Source organism: Enterobacter cloacae complex sp. S2, assembly GCF_015159675.1.
GTDB classification, from domain to species: domain Bacteria; phylum Pseudomonadota; class Gammaproteobacteria; order Enterobacterales; family Enterobacteriaceae; genus Enterobacter; species Enterobacter intestinihominis.
This window is the reverse complement of sequence record NZ_JADDTS010000026.1, coordinates 17,371-37,177: the sequence shown is the minus strand read 5'-3', so window position 1 is coordinate 37,177 and position 19,807 is coordinate 17,371. Positions and strand designations below refer to the sequence as shown.

Annotated in this window: 19 protein-coding genes; 10 read left to right on the top strand and 9 right to left on the bottom strand. The window is 57.6% G+C overall.

Annotation, left to right across the window (positions count from 1 at the left end):
• Positions 1–51: 51 nt before the first annotated feature.
• The 7 genes from IPZ49_RS13470 to IPZ49_RS13440 form a co-directional block, all read right to left on the bottom strand.
• Positions 52–1,068 (bottom strand): LacI family DNA-binding transcriptional regulator, encoded by a 1,017-nt coding sequence (locus tag IPZ49_RS13470; RefSeq protein WP_017693400.1) that lies wholly within the window; start codon positions 1,066–1,068, stop codon positions 52–54.
• Positions 1,069–1,096: 28 nt separating this feature from the next.
• A complete protein-coding gene (locus IPZ49_RS13465; protein WP_063145882.1) occupies positions 1,097–2,503 on the bottom strand; it encodes a sucrose-6-phosphate hydrolase in 1,407 nt (468 codons plus the stop codon).
• The gene (locus tag IPZ49_RS13460; protein WP_063145881.1) at positions 2,503–3,873 is read right to left on the bottom strand and encodes a sucrose-specific PTS transporter subunit IIBC; all 1,371 of its coding nucleotides are present in this window, start codon (positions 3,871–3,873) and stop codon (positions 2,503–2,505) included. The genes IPZ49_RS13465 and IPZ49_RS13460 overlap by 1 nt, the downstream gene beginning before the upstream one ends.
• 66 nt (positions 3,874–3,939) lie before the next feature.
• Entirely contained in the window at positions 3,940–5,457 is a 1,518-nt protein-coding gene (locus IPZ49_RS13455) for a carbohydrate porin (protein WP_063145880.1), read from the bottom strand.
• Positions 5,458–5,628: 171 nt separating this feature from the next.
• Positions 5,629–6,525: an aminoimidazole riboside kinase gene (locus tag IPZ49_RS13450; protein ID WP_063145879.1), complete on the bottom strand. Its 897-nt coding sequence runs from the start codon at positions 6,523–6,525 to the stop codon at positions 5,629–5,631.
• An 88-nt stretch (positions 6,526–6,613) separates the two neighbouring features.
• Complete coding sequence (locus tag IPZ49_RS13445) at positions 6,614–7,825, bottom strand: diguanylate phosphodiesterase (protein WP_063928890.1); 1,212 nt, start codon at positions 7,823–7,825, stop codon at positions 6,614–6,616.
• A gap of 87 nt (positions 7,826–7,912) precedes the next feature.
• The gene (locus IPZ49_RS13440; protein ID WP_063145877.1) at positions 7,913–9,388 is read right to left on the bottom strand and encodes a carboxylesterase; all 1,476 of its coding nucleotides are present in this window, start codon (positions 9,386–9,388) and stop codon (positions 7,913–7,915) included.
• Positions 9,389–9,655: 267 nt separating this feature from the next.
• On the opposite strand from IPZ49_RS13440, the gene IPZ49_RS13435 reads away from it, so the two are divergent.
• The 7 genes from IPZ49_RS13435 to IPZ49_RS13405 are packed head-to-tail and all read left to right on the top strand — an operon-like array spanning position 9,656 to position 16,484.
• Positions 9,656–10,510, top strand: coding sequence for a MurR/RpiR family transcriptional regulator (locus IPZ49_RS13435; protein ID WP_023300159.1), 855 nt, complete (start codon positions 9,656–9,658; stop codon positions 10,508–10,510).
• A 12-nt stretch (positions 10,511–10,522) separates the two neighbouring features.
• Positions 10,523–11,095: a D-alanyl-D-alanine dipeptidase gene (ddpX, locus tag IPZ49_RS13430; protein ID WP_063145876.1), complete on the top strand. Its 573-nt coding sequence runs from the start codon at positions 10,523–10,525 to the stop codon at positions 11,093–11,095.
• Positions 11,096–11,110: 15 nt separating this feature from the next.
• Entirely contained in the window at positions 11,111–12,643 is a 1,533-nt protein-coding gene (locus IPZ49_RS13425) for an ABC transporter substrate-binding protein (RefSeq protein WP_063145875.1), read from the top strand.
• 23 nt (positions 12,644–12,666) lie between these two features.
• Positions 12,667–13,689, top strand: a complete 1,023-nt coding sequence (locus IPZ49_RS13420; protein WP_063145874.1) for an ABC transporter permease — start codon at positions 12,667–12,669, stop codon at positions 13,687–13,689.
• Positions 13,686–14,582, top strand: a complete 897-nt coding sequence (ddpC, locus tag IPZ49_RS13415; RefSeq protein WP_022648185.1) for a D,D-dipeptide ABC transporter permease — start codon at positions 13,686–13,688, stop codon at positions 14,580–14,582. The genes IPZ49_RS13420 and ddpC overlap by 4 nt, the downstream gene beginning before the upstream one ends.
• Positions 14,579–15,565, top strand: a complete 987-nt coding sequence (locus IPZ49_RS13410) for an ABC transporter ATP-binding protein (protein WP_022648186.1) — start codon at positions 14,579–14,581, stop codon at positions 15,563–15,565. The genes ddpC and IPZ49_RS13410 overlap by 4 nt, the downstream gene beginning before the upstream one ends.
• Positions 15,558–16,484: an ABC transporter ATP-binding protein gene (locus tag IPZ49_RS13405; protein WP_058646568.1), complete on the top strand. Its 927-nt coding sequence runs from the start codon at positions 15,558–15,560 to the stop codon at positions 16,482–16,484. Before IPZ49_RS13410 ends, IPZ49_RS13405 begins: the two co-directional genes overlap by 8 nt.
• Positions 16,485–16,514: 30 nt before the next feature.
• On the opposite strand, the gene IPZ49_RS13400 is transcribed toward IPZ49_RS13405, so the two are convergent.
• Together IPZ49_RS13400 and IPZ49_RS13395 are read right to left on the bottom strand one after the other, a co-directional pair.
• On the bottom strand, positions 16,515–16,943 hold the full coding sequence (locus tag IPZ49_RS13400) for an OsmC family protein (RefSeq protein ID WP_003857069.1): 429 nt from the start codon (positions 16,941–16,943) through the stop codon (positions 16,515–16,517).
• A gap of 69 nt (positions 16,944–17,012) precedes the next feature.
• On the bottom strand, positions 17,013–17,900 hold the full coding sequence (locus IPZ49_RS13395) for a LysR family transcriptional regulator (protein ID WP_074143093.1): 888 nt from the start codon (positions 17,898–17,900) through the stop codon (positions 17,013–17,015).
• A 111-nt stretch (positions 17,901–18,011) separates the two neighbouring features.
• Here IPZ49_RS13395 and IPZ49_RS13390 point away from each other — a divergent pair, with 111 nt between their 5' ends.
• The 3 genes from IPZ49_RS13390 (at position 18,012) to bdm (ending at position 19,793) form a co-directional block, all read left to right on the top strand.
• Positions 18,012–18,863 carry a Vmh family MBL fold metallo-hydrolase gene (locus IPZ49_RS13390; protein ID WP_063146201.1) on the top strand — a complete coding sequence of 284 codons (852 nt, stop codon included), beginning with the start codon at positions 18,012–18,014 and terminating at the stop codon, positions 18,861–18,863.
• Between the two features lie 51 nt (positions 18,864–18,914).
• On the top strand, positions 18,915–19,436 hold the full coding sequence (locus IPZ49_RS13385; protein ID WP_023306248.1) for a VOC family protein: 522 nt from the start codon (positions 18,915–18,917) through the stop codon (positions 19,434–19,436).
• 141 nt (positions 19,437–19,577) lie between these two features.
• A complete protein-coding gene (gene bdm, locus IPZ49_RS13380) occupies positions 19,578–19,793 on the top strand; it encodes a biofilm-dependent modulation protein (RefSeq protein ID WP_022648192.1) in 216 nt (71 codons plus the stop codon).
• The last annotated feature ends 14 nt before the right edge of the window (positions 19,794–19,807 follow it).

Below are 19,807 nucleotides of genomic sequence, written 5' to 3'. Positions count from 1 at the left end.
CCGATCTTTAATTAATTAAAGTTATTGATATATCCGTCAGACGTTACCCTGTCACTCCACGGCCTTGTATCGCCGTTGCAGTGTGGCATCCAGTTTACGCTGGATCGGCTCCGGCGTTTCCCCTTCAATCAGTTTGCCAATCAGATCAAAGCAGTGCCAGGCGAGCTGGCGGTTATCCTGACGAACGGTATCGACAGGAATGGTCAGAGAATCATAGAGATAGTGATCGTCAAAGCTGGCCAGACGCATATCGCTTTGCAGCAGATTATGTTGCCCCATATAGCGCAACACCCCTTCCAGCAGACCGCAGGCGGCGGTAAAAAGGGCTTTTGGCGGGCGGCCCAGGCGCGCGCAAAGTTCGGCAAACATTTCGTAGCCGGAGCTCGGATGGTAATTACCATGAATAATCCACTCCGGACGTAGCTCGACGCCAGCGTCACGCAGCCCCTGCTTAAACCCTTCCAGACGGTCACGCGTCGGGGAAAGCCGCGGCTGGCCGCCGAGGAAGTAGAACTCATCCGGATGCTGGCGCGCAATGTCGGCCACCAGCGTGGCGGTCGGGGTAATTGAATCGGTGAGGACCAGCGGCAGAGAACTGTCGTTCATATGACGGTCAAAGAGCACAACGGGCAACTGCTCGCTCAGCTTTTGATAATCCGCGTCGTTGAGCATGCTGGAGGCGACAATCAGCCCGTCCACCTGGCGGGCCACCATGTTATTGACCACCACCGTCTCCTGGCCCGGATTTTCATCGCTACAGGAGATCAGCAGCTGAACACCCGCCTCGCGGCAGAGGGTCTCCAGCTCATGAGAAAAAACGGCAAACCCGTAGTTGGTGATTTCCGGCACCACCAGACCAATGGTGTGGCTGCGGTTGTCCCGCAGCGAACGGGCGTGAATACTGGGCTGATAATGATGTTCTTTGGCAATCGCCAGCACACGCTCGCGTGTCTCCTCCGCCACCCGAAGCTCTTTGCTGCGGCCGTTCAGAACCAGACTGGCGGTGGCTTTTGATACCCCCGCCAGCTCCGCGATATCTTTAATGGTGACGCGTTTTGTTTTTCTCACAACGACTTAGATCCGGCTGTCAAAACCCCTATTCTATCATGCAGCTGCGCAGCGACCAGTAGCGTAATGTGATGTCGGACGCACCTTCGAAGCGAACCTGGGCCGGATGGTCAGGAAAATAGCGGCTGCTCATGACGCCTTCACCGTGATTGATGAAAATTTCGACGCTGGAACGGTCACACAGCACGCGTAAATGATGAACAGAGCCCTGCCAGTAGCGGGTCAACGTCTCTCCGGTTTCCAGGCTGGCGCGTTCCAGATGGATCCCCGCATCATCCATAATCAGCCGCAACGCGCCGGCAAAATCCACTTTTACGCACGATGCGCTCAGTTCGAACTCAAGACGCGTTCCCTCCAGCACCGGGGCATCGCTGGCGCGTCCCTGCCAGTGATGTTCATCCTCGCGCAGCGTTTCCAGCTCACGGACCGGCGTTTGCCAGAGCTTACCGTCGCGGTAGCGCAGCTCGCGCGGACAGGTCATCTGGTGGATCCAGCCGTGGACCCGTGTAGGCTGGAGCATCTCTTCGCCGTCCGGCACGCCCATCCAGCCGATGAGGATGCGGCGGCCGTCTTCTGCCACCGTGGTTTGCGGCGCGTAAAATTCGAAACCGGCATCAAGCTCATGCAATTCGCCGTGCGCAAATGCAGGCGTTTGATAATCAAATGCCCCACTCATCCAGACGGCCGGATAGGTGTTGAGATAGCGATGCGGTTCGCGCGCCAGCCCCTGTGGGCAGCAGATCAAGACGTGTGTGCCATCAAGCGCAAACAGATCCGGGCACTCCCACATATAGCCCGCGTCCGTGAGTCCATTGACGCCGTGACCGGCGATTTCGCCGCAGGACGCCCAGGTGTGCAAATCGGCTGACGTAAACAGCAGCACCTTGCCGCGCTTATGCTGATCCTGCGCCCCGAGCACCATGTACCACTGCCCGTCATGGCGCCACACTTTCGGGTCGCGGACGTGCCCGGTATACCCGTCCGGCAGGGGCAACACCGGTCCCAGTTTGGCAAACGTGCCGTCGTCATTTTGCACCGCCAGACACTGCCAGGCGGTGCGGCCGCCATCGTCAAACTTAACGTTGCCGGTATAGCACAGGGTCAGCACGCCGTTGTTATCCACGGCGCTGCCGGAGTAACAGCCATTGCGGTCATACTCTTCGTCAGGCATCAGCGCCATTGGCTCGTGCTGCCAGTGCACCAGATCTGCTGAGCTCCAGTGTCCCCAGCACTTGTAGCGATGATCGCAGCCCAGCGGGTTCCACTGATAAAACAGATGGTAACGTCCGGCAAACCAGATAAAGCCGTTCGGATCGTTCATCAGCCCCGTCACCGGCGCAGGATGCCACTGCGGATAGTGGCTGTCCGCCAGCGCACGCGGCTGGCCTTGCATAACGGCCTGCAACACGGCAGGCCAGCGGGAAGGTAAGGTCATTATTCAGAGTCCGTCTTATATTTCAGCAGCAGAGAGACGGTGAACGCCACGCCAAAGGCAATCACCATGCCGATAATATAGTTGAGCAGCGAGCTGGCCTGAACGATCGCCATACCGGGAAGCGCCGTCAGCCCAACGGCGGTCATGTAGACATGCACCGACACTACCCAGGCCCCGCCCGCTGCGCCACCGATCAGGGCCGCGATAAACGGCTTCACGAAACGCAGGTTGATGCCAAAAATTGCCGCTTCGGTGATGCCCAGCATCGCGGAAAACGCCGACGGTAAGGTAATGGCTTTGATTTTGGCATCACGAGTTTTGAACCACACCGCCAGACATGCCCCGCCCTGCGCCACGTTCGCCATCGCCCAGATCGGCAGCAGGAAGTTCACGCCAATCGACGGGTTACCCAGCAGTCCGGCCTCAATAGCGTGGAAGCTGTGGTGAATGCCGGTAATGACAATCACCGAATAGAGCCCACCAAACAACAGCCCGGCCAGCCAGCCCGCGTGGGCAATCAGGGTGCTAAGAATAAAGGAGATCCCGTCGCCCAGCGCGCGTCCCGCCGGGCCAATAATCAACAGCGCGATAAAGCCGGAGATAATGACGGTCAGGAACGGCGTCAGGATCAGATCTAACGCATCCGGGATCGCCCGGCGAAGCTGTTTTTCCACAATGCTCATAAACCACACCGCCAGCAGTACCGGGAAGACGGTTCCCTGATAGCCAATCATGGCGATTTCAAGACCGAATAAGTTCATGGTGTGGAAGCCGGACGCTACGCCCCAGGCGTTGGTCAGCGCCGGATGAGTCAGGATGCCGCCGAGCGTTGCGCCCAGATACGGGTTGCCGCCAAACTCCCGCGCGGCGGTGAAGCCAATCAGGATCGGCAGAATAATAAACGCCGCCGAGCTGCACATATCCAGCATGATATAGAGCGCGTTATCCGGATTAACCCAGCCGTAGGTTTTAACCATCCCGAGCAGGCCCATCAGCAGACCCGAGGCCACGATCGCCGGAATAATCGGCACGAAGATGTTGGAGAGCAGACGCGCGATGCGCTGGAACGGGTTAAGCTTGCGGGCTGCAATATCCGCCGCTTCCGATTTACTGGACTCGCTAATCCCTGCCGCCTGAATAAACGCGGTGTAAACCTTATTCACCACCCCTGTGCCGAAGATCACCTGCATCTGCCCGGCATTTCGAAAACAGCCTTTCACGCCTTCAACCTTGCCGATAGCCTGCTGGTCGGCAAGCGCATCATCGACCAGCACCAGACGAAGGCGCGTGGCGCAATGTGCCGCGCTGGCAATGTTCTCTTTGCCACCGAGCAGCGGAATCAGCTCGCGCGCAATATGATTAAAATCCATAGATACCTCTTCCTGACCTCTTTTTATGATGTTCGAAACGCCCCCGCAATGCGGGAGCGTGAAGGGTTAAAACCAGGTTTCCATCTGCACCCCAAAGTTCCATTCCCCACCCGCGTTGAAGCCGCTGCTGCCAAAGGCGTCATCGCTGGCGTAGTTATCCAGCTTGCTGCTCCAGTCCATCCAGGTGGCGAACAGGCGCAGCTCCGGACGGCTGAAGAAATCGCCAATCTTGCCCGCCTTTAACGTCGGGGCAAAGGTCAGCTTGTAGAAGCTACCGTTAACCGCATTGCGATCCTTGCAGCCTTCCGGGTTTAAATCCATGTACTGATAGCTGCCCTCGAACGCGAGGGCGAAATTCTGGGTCACCTCTTTTATCAGACGCGTATTGAGCGTGACCCACTCATAGCTGTCGCCCTTCACGTAGCGGTCCTTACTGCTTTGCGCCAGTACGGCGGGCGCAATGTGCCAGCCACCGCCCAGCGGCGTGACACCGTAACTTGCAAAACGCCAGGTATCGGCTTCTGACAGCAATGCGCCGTCTGCACCAATGCTTTTCACCTCGGCCCCCAGACCGTGGCCGTAAAGCAGCGCCGTTTTGGCGGAACCTTCCCGCAGGCCGTAGAAGCTCTCGTTATGCAGACCCACCAACGCATGCACCCCGTTATTCGCCGCGTCGGTTTTAATCAGATCGCCGTTGCTATCCTTACGGTCGTCATTATCTTTTGCCCGTAAGCCGCTGACCATCAACTGCACCGGCCCGGCGAAGTGGTTCATGCTTAAGATGTAGTTCTGGACGTTGTTGTCGATCTCCTCTTCGCTGCCGAAATTACGGCCATAAAGGGAGAAGTTACTGCGCAGCGTATCGTTCCACTTCACGTCGTAGACGCCGCCGCCGGTCCCGGCGAGAAATACCACGTCGGAATCCAGCCAGTGAATGTCGAAGTTGTCGCGGTCAAAACGCTTACCCGCCCAGAAGGTGCTGCCTTTCAGCGCACCGGTAACGTCCGGCAAATTGCCCAGCTCGGCAAAGGCCTGACGAATGTTCAGGTCGCTGCTGTCTGCCGACCAGTCGTTATAGGTTTTCTGACCGTCGGCCAGCATCGCCTTAAAACGCGTCGTCGCGCCATTTTCCAGCGTCTGTTTGTGCTCAACATTCAGCTCAACGTAGGTATCCGCTTCGTTCCCCAGACGCCCGATGGCCCCACCCGTTTCCCCGGCGGGTGTCAGATAAGGACCGCTTTTGCTGCTGGAGGCCGCGTCGTTCATCAGCAGCCCGGAACGGGCGTAACCGTGAAACTCAAAACCGCCTGTCCGATCGGCTTTCTCTTCCAGCGCAGTGGTACGTTGCGCCACCGCCTGTGTGGAGGTTTGCGCTTCCTGCTGCGCAGCCACCAGTTGCTGCGTTTTCTGTTCCGCTGCCGTGGCGCGTTTTTCAGCAACCTGCGCACGGGTTTCCGCCTCCTGCAAACGCTGCTCCAGCGCTGCCAGGCGCGCTTCGATACGGGTCATATCCGTCTGGGCAAAAACAGAGGTACTGCCGGCCAGCATGCCTATCATCACGGCAAGTCTGCGTTTTTTATACATTTTGTCGCATCCCTAATAACTATCGGTAAAAGTGCTAAATTGCTAAACCGGTTTAGGCGAGTGATACTAAACCGTTAAATTTTGAATCGGCAACGTTTTTTGCTAAACCGTTTTAGTAAGTGTGATCGAGGCTACAATTCAGGCCCCCGACCGGAGGCCTGGCGACGTGAATTACAGTTCGTGATGATAAGGCAGCGCGGTCATTGCCCCTTTTGCGGTTGTCGCCAGCGCTCCGCAGCGCTGTGCTAACGTGATGACCTCTGAGAGACGGGCCTGGCCATGACATGCCAGACCGAACAGCAGCCCGGCGACGAAAGCATCCCCCGCACCGGTGGTATCAATGCATTCCACGGGTGATGCAGGATAGTGCGTCAACGCGCCTCCCTGCCAGGCGGTCACGCCCTCTTTTCCCTGCGTCACCAGCACCAGCCTGGCCGGACAGGTGCGCATTAGCTCCGCCAGCCCCTCATGGACCTGCGAATTTCCGGTCAAGAACGCCAGCTCTTCCACCGAGATTTTCACCACATCTGCACAGGCTAATGCCCGCTCAAGGCACTGGCGCAGCTCGACTTCATCGTACCAGAGATCGGCGCGGATATTGGGGTCAAAGCTGACGAAACCGCCCGCCTGTCTGATAGCGGCCATCGCCTGAAACGTCGCGGAACGGCTGGGTTCGGCGCTAAGCGCGATAGAGCAGACGTGCAGCCACTCCCCGGCGCGGAATGGCGGGAGATCGGCGGCGTCGAGGAACAGATCAGCACTCGGGCGAACCATAAAGGTAAATGAACGTTCCCCGTCGTCATCGAGATCCACCACCACCGTGGAGGTGCGATGCCGCGGATCCCGTCTCAGCCATTCTGTATTAACCTGCTCATCCGCAAGCGTTTTTTGCATAAAGCGCCCGAAGGGGTCGTCGCCCACCCGGCCTATAAAGGCGCTTCTGCCTCCCAGACGCGCTACCCCTACCGCAACGTTGGCCGGTGCGCCGCCCGGACATTGCAGCAGTTTGCCCTCTCCGTCGGGCAACAGATCCACCACTGCATCGCCAAGTACCCAGATCGTCTCCATATCACCTTCTTAGCTAAATCATGTTAAACCGGTTTAGCTATTTAAGCACAGGCAGGGTGTCGGGGAAATATGGCGAGGGACAATTTGCTTAACCCACCCGATGGGGCCAGTGAATATCACCCACGCCATTGAGCTGCGGGCGGGCGAACAAAAAGCCCTGGAAGCGGCGAATACCGGCGGATTCAAGCCAGCACCACTCTTCTATCTTCTCAATGCCTTCTGCGACCAGCGTAATCTCCAGATCGGTGCAGCAGCTGATTATCGACTTCACAATCGCCTGCTTGGGCCCGCTCAGGTGGATATCGCTGACGATCTCTCTGTCGATTTTGAGCTTATCCGGCTGGAACCGCGTGAGCAGTGAAAGACCAGCATAGCCGGAACCAAAATCATCTATCGCCAGCCCAACCCCTTCCGCGCGCAGCTGTTTAATGGCGCTGTTAAACTGGTTGAAGCCAGAGATCATCTCGTTCTCAGTGACTTCAATGATCACCTGCTCTGGCTGTAGATTGTGCTTTTTGATCTGCGTTACCAGGAACTCTACCGCGCCCGGCACGTTAACCAGCGACATTGGCAGCAGGTTCACCGCCAGTTTGTGGCTGCCGATGCCGAGCTTTTGCGCCAGCGCAAAGGTCCAGGCTTTGGTTTGCAGGTCGACTTCGTAAATCTGTTCACGATCGAGACTATGGAAGAAATGCTCCGGGCTGCCGCCGTCGTTTCCGCGTATAAGCGCTTCGAGAGAACTGATTTTGCCTTCGGACGGCTCGACAATGGGTTGCAGCGCAAACTGGCAGGGCTGTCCCGCCAGCAGACCTAACCCTTTACCAAACGGCGCGCGCTCTCGCGAAAGCGTCCATTTATCAGGCTCATAGTCCGAAGCGGGTGGGATAGCGGTTTTGCCGGTGATAAAGGTCTGAATAAATTTGAAGACCCGATCCTCAGAAGTCAGATAGCTTTCCAGCTTGCTGTAATGCAGAACCGATGCCAGAACCGCTTTCGGGGTCTGAACGTCCATGTTAAACAGCAGCATTCCCACGTCTTCGAAACGTCGGCGCGGACCGTAATCGCGCATCAGCTCCACCACGCCGGTATGCCGGTTGTCCGCACGGATGGTGTTAAAAAGCGCGACGACGTTCTGTTCCGTGCCTTCGAGAATTTGCAGAACGTCATGTCCACTGGAGAGAAGAATGCCTGAGATGCCCTGCTCCGTATTACGGATCCTGGCCTTTTCAACCAGCGCGCTTAACGCTGCGGAGGTGCAGGTTAAGCTCAGCTGGCTTCGATAAATGAGAGTTGTCAGCACAGAAACGGGGTCCGGTATGGGGTATACGCCTGAACGGTATTGTTTAACACAGTTCCCCGGTGTGACCTAATCTATTCCACGTCGGGCTTAATTCTCCCCGATACGGCTGTCGATCCGCGTCTGCATATAGTCGTAGAACGGATTCGACGTCACGCGCATCAGCGCATCTTTGCCGACACTCAGAACCGATGTTTCTCCCCACAGGGCTATCGTCCCGAGACTGATTCCATAGCGGTTTTTCACCTCAGGATGGCGGCCATACAGATCGTCTTCAGGCGGGAACGGAATGGCAATATGCGACAGGGAATAAACCTCCTGCGGATACGAGACCGACAGCGGCGTCACCGTTTCCCGGGTGCTGCCCACAGGCGTTGTCTTTGCCACCATATCAAACCTGTCAGGGCTGGCATTGGTCACGATTGTGACACTGTAACGTCTTTTCGCCTCGGGCAGCAGGTCAGCCACCGCCGTCCAGGATGATGGCCTGAACAGTGGACGGAAACTCCCGGCCTGGTTGATGTCAAATACCACCAGTTCGCTGCCATTTGCCGGAAGCTGGTCAAACAGCCCGCTGACTACGGCGCGGGTACTGACCGTTGAATCCATGACCGACTGAAACGCCAGTACCGGCGGGAGCTGCGTTAGTTTGTGATCATGAACATCGCGGTTTATCTGCTCATGCAGCGCCCGGGTAAGCAGCCAGGACTGACGTGCCGCATTCACCGGGAACGAATTGTATTTATAAGGATTATATTCCGGCGAAATGTTGAGCCACGCGGCTTTGGCAAACGCCGGTAACATAGCCGGTAGCCCGGCGAATCCGGCAAAGCGCGCAAACGCCGTGACGCCAATCATCGGTGAGAGCAACACGATCTGCTGAGGTTTACGCAGTTCAGGCGCATCAAGGGCATCGAGGGCGTATTTCATCGCCAGCGCACCGCCGTTGGAATAGCCCACCAGGTGCAGGGGGAGATCGTTCCCCGTCAGGCGTGTTGCTTCACGAACCGCAAGGCGCGTAGCTGCCAGCCACGCCTCCCAGTCAACGTCTGTCAACGCGCCCGGCGCCGTGCCATGTCCGGGCAAACGAGGCACTACGGCCACAAAGCCGTGCTTTTGATAATTCACAGCCAGACGCCTGACGCTGTAGGGCGAATCCGTCAGACCGTGCAACAACACTACCGCCCCGCGCGGCTTTCCGGCAGGCATCAGCACAAACGACCGGTTTGCATCCGGAGTAAAGTGTCCTGGCCACACCAGGCTCTGACGGTAATAGCGGTTCAGCGGCGTGCGCTCTGCGGGGGTGACTTTCGCCGTCACCTCAGCATCAAGAGCGGTGAAGATGGCGTTTTCCCGCGCGACATAGGCTACGAAGGTCGCGTTATCCATCTCCTGCACGGACATTTCGTCAGCCCGCCATGTATGCCAGTGATGCAGGGCCGGCCCCTGCTGCGAAAGATAAACCCGCACCGCCAGCAGAACGAGCACAATGATCCCGATGACCATCGCTATTTTTTTTGCGAGAGCCATCAGGCGCACGCTGACCCGCCAGGGCAAATTCGCCATGTAAGGCTCCCTCTCTTATCCACAGATCTTTCATCTTACCAAAAAATGTGAAGAGGCTGTCGTATTCACCAAATAGATACCGCTCAGGCCGGACACTGCACCAAAAGTGAACTACGCTGCACAAATGTTGAGCATCTGTTAAACAAATATTGCATTAACTTTGCTGCACAGCGCGTTTTCGCCGCAATGTGAACATGGCACGCGTCCTGCATTGTTAATCTGATAACAGAAACCCGGCATTTGACAGCCAGTTAACAGCGAGGCGGTATGACGACCAAACCAGAGGTGTTGAGCCGTATCGAAGCGACCTTTAGCCAGCTCACCCCGAGCGAAAAGCGGGTGGCAAGCTGGATGCTGGCGCACGTCGGGCAGATCCCCTTTGAAACGGCTGAGAGCGTGGCGCTGGCCACGGCCACCAGCGGGATCACCGTCGGACGCTTTCTGCGCAAGCTGGGCTATCGCAACCTTGATGACGCCAAAAAAAGCCTGCGCGATCCCCATCAGCCCTGGGGCATTAACGAGCGTCTGGACTCCTGGAAACAGCAACAGCCGCTGTCGGATCGCCTTCAGCACTCCCTGTCGCTGGAGGTGGATGCCATTGCCCATGTTTATCAGCTGGCGCAAAGTGAAACGTTCAGGCAGGTGGTCCAGCAACTTTCCCATGCCGACGCCGTCTTCGTGCTTGGGATCCAGTCCACGCGCGGGATCGCCAATGCGTTCTTCAGCCATCTGGAGTATCTGCGCCCGCGGGTAAGCTATTCCGAAGGGCTCTCCGGTAGCTGGGTGGAGTCGCTTAACTCCGGCTTTGCTAACCCGTATATCGTGCTGACCGATACCCGCGCCTACTCCGCCATTGCCCGCCAGTACTGCCGCGTGGCGAGCGAAAAAGGCCTGGCGATGGCGCTGATCACCGATATCTGGTGCCCGTGGGCGCGGGATTACCCGATTGATTTACTCCAGGTGAAGACCGATACCGGCCATTTCTGGGACTCGCTGGCGCCGGTGAGCTGTCTGTTCAACCTGCTGCTGTCGGGCGTCGTGGAGGCGCTGGGGGAAGCGCTGCCGGAACGTCTGGCAATCAACCGACAACTACAACAAGAATTTGGTCAATTTGAACGCTAAAGGAGCGGAGCTATGCCTGAAGAGAGTCAACTGATTGATGTGGCGAAAACTTTTCCTACGCTGCATATCGATCTGAAATACTCGACCGCCGATAACATTACCGGCCGCCCGATCTATCAGCACGCCGCGTGCCTGCTGCACACTGATGCCGCCACCGCGCTGGCGAAATCGATCAGTATCGCCGCGCTGGCCGGTCTGAAGCTGGTGGTCTACGACGCCTATCGCCCGCAGCAGGCACAGGCGCAACTCTGGGATGCCTGCCCCAATCCGGAATACGTGGTGGATGTCGCGATTGGCTCGAACCACAGCCGGGGCACTGCCATTGACGTCACGCTGATGGATGAACACGACAACGTGCTGGATATGGGCGCCGGGTTTGACGAAATGCACGACCGTTCTCATGCCTGGCACCCTTCCGTTCCGCCCGAGGCGCAGCGAAATCGTCTGCTCCTGAACGCCGTTATGTACGGCGGCGGTTTTGTGGGCATCAGCAGCGAGTGGTGGCATTTCGAGCTGCCGAACGCCGCCAGCTATCCGCTGTTAGATGACCAGTTCGCCTGTTATCCAACCACACACTCACTGTAATTCTGGAGCCCGGCCATGAAAACAACGCTGCTTACTACCCTGATTGCCGCTACGCTCGCCCTGAGCACCCTTCCCGCGCTGGCGGCGGTGCCAAAAGATATGCTGGTGATAGGGAAAGCTGCCGATCCGCAAACGCTGGATCCGGCGGTCACTATCGATAACAACGACTGGACGGTGACCTACCCCTCGTACCAGCGTCTGGTGAAATACAAGCCTGGCACCACGGAGGTGGAAGGTGATCTGTCGACGGGCTGGAAGGCGTCAGACGACCAGAAAGTGTGGACGTTCACCCTGGCAGATAATGCAAAATTCTCCGACGGCACGCCGGTGACCGCCGAAGCGGTCAAGCTGTCGTTTGAACGTCTGCTTAAAATCAACCAGGGACCTTCCGAAGCGTTCCCGAAAGATTTGAAAGTGGAGGCGGTGGATGAGCATACGGTGAAATTCACCCTCAGCCAGCCGTTTGCCCCGTTCCTCTACACGCTGGCCAATGACGGCGCGTCGATCGTCAACCCGGCGGTGCTGAAGGCCAATGCCGCCGACGACGCACGCGGTTTCCTGGCGCAAAACACCGCGGGTTCCGGACCGTTTATGCTGAAAAGCTGGCGGAAAGGTCAACAGCTGGTGATGGTGCCCAACCCACACTGGCCAGGTGAAAAGCCGCACTTCAGGCGCGTCTCGGTGAAGATTATCGGTGAAAGCGCCTCGCGTCGCCTGCAACTTTCCCGTGGCGATCTGGATATCGCCGACGCCCTGCCGGTGGATCAGCTTGCTGCTCTGAAGCAGGAAGGCAAAGTGGCCGTGGCGGAATACCCGTCCCTGCGGGTGACCTACCTCTATCTGAACAACAGTAAGCCTCCGATGAATCAGGTGGATTTGCGCCGCGCGGTCTCCTGGGCGACCGATTACCAGGGGATGGTGGAAGGCATTCTCAGCGGGAACGGCAAGCAGATGCGCGGCCCGATCCCGGAGGGCATGTGGGGCTTCGATGCGAACGCCATGCAGTACAGCTTTGACGAGGCCAAAGCCAAAGCGGCGCTGGAGAAAGTCAAAGATAAACCTGCCAGCCTGACGTTCCTCTACTCCGATAACGACCCGAACTGGGAGCCTATCGCCCTCTCCACGCAGGCGAGCCTGGGCAAGCTGGGGATTAACGTCAAGCTCGAGAAACTGGCGAACGCCACCATGCGCGACCGCGTCGGCAAAGGTGATTATGACATTGCGATTGGTAACTGGAGCCCGGACTTCGCTGACCCGTACATGTTCATGAACTACTGGTTCGAATCGGACAAAAAAGGGCTGCCGGGGAACCGCTCATTCTATGAGAACAAAGAGGTCGATGCGCTGTTGCAGGCGGCACTGAAAACCACCGTTCAGGCGGAACGCACCAAAGATTACCAGCAGGCGCAGAAAGTGGTGATTGACGAGGCGGCTTACGTTTATCTGTTCCAGAAGAACTACCAGCTGGCGATGAACAAAGAGGTCAAAGGCTTAACCTTTAATCCGATGCTTGAGCAGGTCTTTAACATCGCCACCATGAGTAAGTAACGGCCCACGCCGGGGGGAAGTGTATGACGTTCTGGAGCATTGTGCGCCAGCGCTGCTGGGGGTTAATCCTGGTGGTGGCCGGTGTCTGTATTATTACTTTTATTATTTCACACCTGATCCCCGGCGATCCGGCCCGCCTGCTGGCCGGTGATCGCGCCAGCGATGAAATCGTGCAGGGCATCCGCCAGCAACTGGGGCTGGATCAACCACTCTATATTCAGTTTGGCCGCTACGTTGAGGCGCTGGCACATGGCGATCTGGGCACGTCTATTCGCACCGGTCGCCCCGTTGCGGAAGATTTGAAAGCTTTTTTCCCCGCCACGCTGGAGCTTGCCTTTTGCTCCCTGCTGCTGGCGCTGGTGATTGGCGTGCCGCTGGGCATTTTATCGGCGGTGTACCGTAACCGCTGGCTGGATCACCTGGTGCGACTGATGGCGATGACGGGCATCTCGACGCCTGCCTTCTGGCTGGGACTGGGAGTTATCGTTCTGTTCTACGGGCAACTGCAAATTCTGCCCGGCGGCGGCAGGCTGGACGACTGGCTCGATCCTCCCGCCCACGTTACCGGTTTTTATCTGCTGGACGCTCTGCTGGAAGGCAACGGCGAGGTGTTTTTCAACGCCCTGCAGCACCTGATTTTACCCTCCCTGACCCTGGCCTTTGTGCATCTGGGTATTGTGGCGCGTCAGGTACGTTCCGCGATGCTGGAGCAACTGAGCGAGGATTATATTCGTACCGCCCGCGCGAGCGGGTTGCCGGGCTGGTACATCGTCCTGCGCTACGCCTTACCCAACGCCATGATCCCCTCCATTACCGTGCTCGGGCTGGCGCTGGGCGATCTGCTGTACGGGGCGGTGCTTACCGAAACCGTGTTTGCCTGGCCGGGAATGGGGGCCTGGGTGGTGACCTCCATTCAGGCGCTGGATTTCCCTTCCGTCATGGGCTTCGCGGTCGTGGTATCGCTGGCCTATGTCTTCGTTAATCTGGTGGTGGATCTGCTGTACCTGTGGATCGACCCGCGAATCGGGCGCGGAGGTGCCGAATGATGTTAACTCAGGAAACGCCCGTCCCTGTCAGCACCGCTAAACAGCGCATCAACTGGGCAAAGCTGTTCTGGATGTTACGCAAAAGCCCGCTCACGCTGATCGGCGGGGTCATTATGATCGTGATGCTGCTGATGATGGTGGTCTCGCCGTGGATAGTCCCGCACGATCCGAACGCGCTGGATCTGACCGCGCGCTTGCAGGCACCGTCAGCCCAGCACTGGTTTGGCACCGATGAGGTGGGCCGGGATCTGTTCAGCCGCGTGCTGGTGGGCAGCCAGCAGTCCATCACAGCGGGGCTGGCGGTGGTGGTGATTGCGGGCGGCATCGGTTCGCTGCTCGGCTGTTTGTCCGGCGTACTTGGCGGGCGCGGCGACGCCATCATTATGCGCATCATGGACATTATGCTCTCCATCCCCTCGCTGGTGCTGACGATGGCCCTGGCCGCCGCGCTCGGCCCAAGCCTGTTTAACGCGATGCTGGCGATTGCGATTGTACGCATTCCGTTTTACGTGCGGCTGGCACGCGGGCAAACGCTGGTGGTGCGCCAGTTCACCTACGTGCTGGCCGCCCGCACCTTTGGCGCATCGCGCTGGCACCTGATCAGCTGGCATATCCTGCGTAACGCCCTGCCGCCGCTGATCGTACAAGCGTCGCTGGATATCGGCAGCGCCATTCTGATGGCCGCCACGCTGGGCTTTATTGGATTAGGCGCGCAGCAGCCGACCGCCGAATGGGGGGCAATGGTGGCCGTGGGGCGTAACTACGTGCTTGACCAGTGGTGGTACTGCGCGTTTCCGGGGGCGGCAATTCTGATCACGGCGGTTGGCTTTAATCTGTTTGGCGATGGTCTTCGCGACCTGCTGGATCCCAAATCAGGAGGGAAGCAGTCATGAGTGATTCCGTATTATCGATTGAAGATTTGCACCTGAGCTTCCCCATTTTTCGCGGTGACGTCCACGCGCTCAACCACGTCTCGCTGGAGATTGGCCGGGGTGAAATTGTCGGCGTGGTGGGCGAATCCGGCTCGGGAAAATCGGTCACCGCGATGCTGGCGATGCGCCTGCTGCCGGAAGGCAGTTACCATGTTCACCATGGCCGTGTCACGCTGCTCGGGGAAGATGTGCTGAACGCGTCGGAAAAACAGCTTCGTCAGTGGCGCGGCGCCAGGGTGGCGATGATTTTTCAGGAGCCGATGACGGCGCTTAACCCCACGCGCCGGATTGGCAGGCAGATGGTGGAGGTGATCCGCCAGCATCAGTCGCTTTCCCGCCGCGACGCGCGGCAGAAGGCGATCTCCCTGCTGGGCGAGATGCAAATCCCGGATGCGGCGCAGGTAATGGATCGCTATCCGTTTGAGCTTTCCGGCGGTATGCGCCAGCGGGTAATGATCGCCCTTGCCTTCTCCTGCGAGCCGGAGCTGATCATCGCTGATGAACCCACTACCGCGCTGGATGTGACCGTCCAGCTTCAGGTGCTGCGTCTGCTGAAACATAAAGCGCGCGCCAGCGGAACGTCGGTGCTGTTTATCAGTCACGATATGGCGGTGGTGTCGCAGCTTTGTGACCGGATGTACGTTATGTACGCGGGCAGCGTGATCGAAAGCGGCAGCACGCAGACCTTGATCCACCATCCTGTGCACCCCTATTCGATTGGCCTGCTGCGGTGTGCCCCGGAAAATGGTGAACCGCGCGAGATCCTCCCGGCCATTCCCGGCACGGTACCTAACCTCAGCCACCTCCCGCGCGGATGTGCTTTTCGCGAACGCTGTTTTGCTGCCGGGGCGAAATGCAGCGAAACGCCGCGCTTAATTTCCACGGGCGCAGAAGGCCAGCAGGCTGCCTGCTGGTACCCACAACAGGAGAGACGCCATGTCTGAGGTACTGCTGGAACTGGATAGCGTGCATGTGAATTTTCCTGCGCGCAAAAACTGGCTGGGGCGCGTGACGGAACAGGTACACGCCCTTAACGGCATGGATCTCCGGATCCATCGCGGCGAAACGCTGGGCGTTGTGGGGGAATCCGGCTGTGGAAAGAGCACGCTGGCGCAGCTGCTGATGGGCATGCTCAAACCGAGTACCGGTGCCTGTCAGCGCGCGAATGCAGCGGGTGGTATGCAGATGGTATTTCAGGACCCGCTCTCGTCCCTCGATCCGCGTTTACCCGTCTGGCGCACCATCACCGAGCCGGTGTGGATACAGCAACGTCGCGGCGAACGGGAGCGTCGTCAGTTGGCTGAAACGCTGGCGCAGCAGGTTGGGATTCGAGCGGAATATCTTGACCGCCTGCCGCATGCGTTTTCGGGCGGACAGCGCCAGCGCATCGCTATTGCCCGGGCGCTCTCTTCGGATCCGGACATCATCGTGCTGGATGAACCCACCAGCGCGCTGGATATTTCCGTCCAGGCACAGATCCTCAATTTGCTGGTTGCCCTGCAACAGCAGCGAAATCTGACCTACGTGCTGATCTCGCACAACGTCTCGGTGGTCCGGCACATGAGCGACCGGGTGGCGGTAATGTATCTGGGGCAAATCGTGGAACTGGGTCCGGCGGACCAGGTGCTGGGACAGCCGCGCCATCCTTATACGCAGCTGCTGCTTGACTCCGTTCCCCGGACCGGAGAACCGCTGGATGAGGATCTGGCGTTGCGAAAAACCGATCTTCCGGGTAATCGCCACCTGCCCGTTGGGTGCTATTTCCGCGACCGCTGTTCGCTGGCGACGCAGGGATGTGAACAGCCGCAACAGCTCCAGCCCTCTTCCGCAAGCCGAAGCGTGCGCTGCTGGCGTAACCGTTAAAAATGAGCCGGGCATGCGCCCGGCCCGATATCAGTTCAGTTTGTAATCCAGCGTGATTTCCGCTTTCAACAGCTGCGAGACCGGGCAACCGGCCTTGGCTTTCTGGATAATGCCGTCGAACTGCTGCGGATCGATACCCGGTACCGTCACCTTGCTTTGCAGCGCGACTTTGCTGATGGCAAAACCGCTGTCGGTTTTATCCAGCGAGACATCCGCCGTGGTATCGATGGAATCGGCGGTATAACCCGCTTCGCCCAGCATTAGCGACAGGGCCATAGAGAAACAGGCCGCGTGCGCTGCGCCAATCAGCTCTTCCGGGTTAGTCCCTTTCTCGCCCTCGAAGCGGGTGTTAAAGCCGTAAGGTTGCTGGTTAAGGACGCCACTTTCGGTCGATACCGTCCCTTTGCCGCGTTTGATGTCGCCAGACCAGTGTGCTGAACCGTGCTTATGAATCGTCATGCTTGTTCTCCTTTTGGCTTACAAAGGGATAAGTATAGGACGCATAATCTATTTTGCAGGGAAGACAGACTAGTCCGATCGCGTGGCAAGGTGGTTTGCCAGCGCGTCGAGGAACACACGCTGCGCCGCAGGCTGATAGTCTCGCGACTGATAAATACCAAAAATGCCGATCGGTTTTGGCGTATAGGCGCTGAGCACCGGCACCAGGCTTCCCTGCCGTAGCGCCGCGTCGGCCTCGCGCTCGGGCAGCATGGCAATACCACAGTGATTTATCGCCGCCTCCATCAGCAGAGATGAGATGCTGGCGCTGAGATTGCCGCTGACCGCCGTCGTGACCGGCTCCCCTGCCGGCGTAAAAAAACGCCACGACTGACCGGCAAAAAAGCTGTAATGCAGGCAGTTGTGCCGGGCTAAGTCTTCCAGCTCCTCTGGAACGCCCCGGCTTGCAAGGTAGTGCGGCGAGGCGCAAAGCACGGACCGACACTCTCCCAACCGGCGAGCGATCATACCCGGTTCGGGGTTATCGGTAATGCGGATCGCCACGTCAATTCGCTCGCCCACCAGGCTCACCGGATGGTTGTTAACATCCAGCTCAATGCGCAGTTGAGGGTAACGCTGCAACAGATCGGGCAGCACCGGAGCGATAATCTGCATCGCGGTAAAATGCGCGCAGGCGACGCGAAGCGTTCCTGAGGGTAAATCCTTCACTGACTGATCTTCAATTTCCTGAGAAATTTGCGATAGCGTGCGCGTCTTTTGCAGGACTTTCTCCCCCGCCGCCGTCAGCGTCAGCTTGCGGGTGGAGCGGTTAACCAGCCGCGCCCCGGCCCACTTCTCCATCTGCTCCAGATAACGGCTCACCATTGGACGGGAGATCCCCAGCGCCCGCGCCGCCGCGCTTAAACTCCCCAGCTCACAGATGCGGTTGTACACCTGGGCGGCAATAACGCGATCCATTTTGACCTCCATTTGCTCGATCTACGAAACTAAGCATCTCCTGTTTCAGGAATTCTGGCAAATGAAGAGATCCGTACAATAGAGACTTTCCTGAAGAACAGAGACATGACCATGACTATCGCCCGCCTTGCTTTGCTGACAACCCTTTTCACTCCGGCCGTCTTTGCCGCGCAGTTGACCGTTGATACGTATAACCCGCAGGAAAAAGGCATTTTTGCCGTTTCTTCCACGCTGGTATCTGGCCCGAAAGAGGCGGTACTGTTTGACGCCCAGTTCAGCGTGAAAGATGGCGAAGCGCTGGTAGAAAAAATTCGCCACAGCGGTAAAACGCTGAACAAAATCGTGATCACTTCCGGCGATCCGGATTTCTATTTCGGCCTGCAACCGCTGATGAAAGCCTTCCCTAATGCCAAAGTTGTCGCCACGCAACAGGTGGTGGACCATATCAGGGCCACAAAAGACGCGAAGCTCGCCTTCTGGGGGCCACAGATGAAAGATGGCGCGCCGACGCAGCTCTACGTGCCGCAAGTGCTTGCCTCAACCACCTTTATGATTGACGGTGAGAGAGTAAGCATTGAAGAGCCTGAAAGCTATGCGGCGTACGTCTGGATCCCATCCGCCAAAACCATCCTCGGCGGCACGGGCGTCTCATGGGGCATTCACGTCTGGACGGCGGATACCCAAACGCCGGAAAGCCGTAAACAGTGGCAGCAGACGCTGGATAGCATGGCTGCCCTTAAGCCCGAACGCGTTATTCCGGGCCACTACCTTGGGACACCGCCAGCGGGTACCGGCGCTATCGACTTTACCCGTCGCTATCTACAGCAGTTTGAACAGGCCCTCAGGACGCATAAAGCGTCTACCGACGTCATCATCGCGATGAAAAAACAGTGGCCGAACCTTGCGGAAGAAAGTTCGCTGGAACTGAGTGCCAAAGTGAATACCGGCGAAATGAAGTGGTAATAAGCTGATTATCTCCTGCTATATTTAAATTTTTTATAGCAGGAGTTTACTATGACATCATCAGTAAGGGGTATTGACCATATCGGTATTACGGTGCCCGACATTGAAAAAGCCACCCTATTTTTTGAACGCGCTTTCGGCGCACAGGTTTTATATCATTCTGTCGATGCAGAAACCGATAATATCGATCAGCCCGCCCAGCAGCACACCTTAAAATTATTTCCCGGCACTAAAATTCATGCCATTCGCATGCTTGTTATGCCGCACGGACCCGGCATAGAACTTTTCGAAATGCATGGCCCTGAACAGGGAATGCCCGCTCGCGCCAGCGACTTTGGCCTTCAGCATTTTGCTGTTTATGTTGATGATTTTGATAGTGCCATCGCGGCTTTCACCGCCGCCGGCGGCGAGATGTTCACCGCGCCGAAGCCGCTTAGCTTTCCGGATGAGCAAGGTGAAGGCAATGCTTTCTGCTATGGTCAAACCCCCTGGGGCAGCATTGTGGAATTGATCTCCTGGCCGACGCCCATGCCTTATGAAAAAACCACGAATTTACGCCGCTGGAAACCCTGAGTTTTATTTCTGTGCTACGGGAGATGTTATTTTTAATTCCAGGACGAATCTGAACCACAACGGCAAAAATATTTGCCAATCTGAATGTGAATTACGATTTTGCACGCCGTAACATTAAACAGACAACGACACGGAGGCAGCATGTTTACTTATTACCCGGCACATACCACAGCAGCACAACCGGAACTTGTTAACGCGATCGCACAAGGTCTTCACGCCGAGCACGGTGTTGTTACTGAAGATGACATTTTGATGGAACTGACCAAGTGGGTGGAAGCCACGGACAATGACATCCTCAGTGACATCTACCAGCAAACCATCAACTATGTGGTTAGTGGGCGAAACGCACCTCTGTAAAAACCTGCTAAGCT

Excerpts from the sequence above, each read along its gene's own strand:
- IPZ49_RS13465 (WP_063145882.1), bottom strand. The coding sequence starts at position 2,503 with ATGACCTTACCTTCCCGCTGGCCTGCCGTGTTGCAGGCCGTTATGCAA.
- IPZ49_RS13460 (WP_063145881.1), bottom strand. The coding sequence starts at position 3,873 with ATGGATTTTAATCATATTGCGCGCGAGCTGATTCCGCTGCTCGGTGGC.
- IPZ49_RS13455 (WP_063145880.1), bottom strand. The coding sequence starts at position 5,457 with ATGTATAAAAAACGCAGACTTGCCGTGATGATAGGCATGCTGGCCGGC.
- IPZ49_RS13450 (WP_063145879.1), bottom strand. The coding sequence starts at position 6,525 with ATGGAGACGATCTGGGTACTTGGCGATGCAGTGGTGGATCTGTTGCCC.
- IPZ49_RS13440 (WP_063145877.1), bottom strand. The coding sequence starts at position 9,388 with ATGGCGAATTTGCCCTGGCGGGTCAGCGTGCGCCTGATGGCTCTCGCA.
- IPZ49_RS13435 (WP_023300159.1), top strand. The coding sequence starts at position 9,656 with ATGACGACCAAACCAGAGGTGTTGAGCCGTATCGAAGCGACCTTTAGC.
- ddpX (WP_063145876.1), top strand. The coding sequence starts at position 10,523 with ATGCCTGAAGAGAGTCAACTGATTGATGTGGCGAAAACTTTTCCTACG.
- IPZ49_RS13425 (WP_063145875.1), top strand. The coding sequence starts at position 11,111 with ATGAAAACAACGCTGCTTACTACCCTGATTGCCGCTACGCTCGCCCTG.
- IPZ49_RS13420 (WP_063145874.1), top strand. The coding sequence starts at position 12,667 with ATGACGTTCTGGAGCATTGTGCGCCAGCGCTGCTGGGGGTTAATCCTG.
- ddpC (WP_022648185.1), top strand. The coding sequence starts at position 13,686 with ATGATGTTAACTCAGGAAACGCCCGTCCCTGTCAGCACCGCTAAACAG.
- IPZ49_RS13410 (WP_022648186.1), top strand. The coding sequence starts at position 14,579 with ATGAGTGATTCCGTATTATCGATTGAAGATTTGCACCTGAGCTTCCCC.
- IPZ49_RS13405 (WP_058646568.1), top strand. The coding sequence starts at position 15,558 with ATGTCTGAGGTACTGCTGGAACTGGATAGCGTGCATGTGAATTTTCCT.
- IPZ49_RS13400 (WP_003857069.1), bottom strand. The coding sequence starts at position 16,943 with ATGACGATTCATAAGCACGGTTCAGCACACTGGTCTGGCGACATCAAA.
- IPZ49_RS13395 (WP_074143093.1), bottom strand. The coding sequence starts at position 17,900 with ATGGATCGCGTTATTGCCGCCCAGGTGTACAACCGCATCTGTGAGCTG.
- IPZ49_RS13390 (WP_063146201.1), top strand. The coding sequence starts at position 18,012 with ATGACTATCGCCCGCCTTGCTTTGCTGACAACCCTTTTCACTCCGGCC.
- IPZ49_RS13385 (WP_023306248.1), top strand. The coding sequence starts at position 18,915 with ATGACATCATCAGTAAGGGGTATTGACCATATCGGTATTACGGTGCCC.
- bdm (WP_022648192.1), top strand. The coding sequence starts at position 19,578 with ATGTTTACTTATTACCCGGCACATACCACAGCAGCACAACCGGAACTT.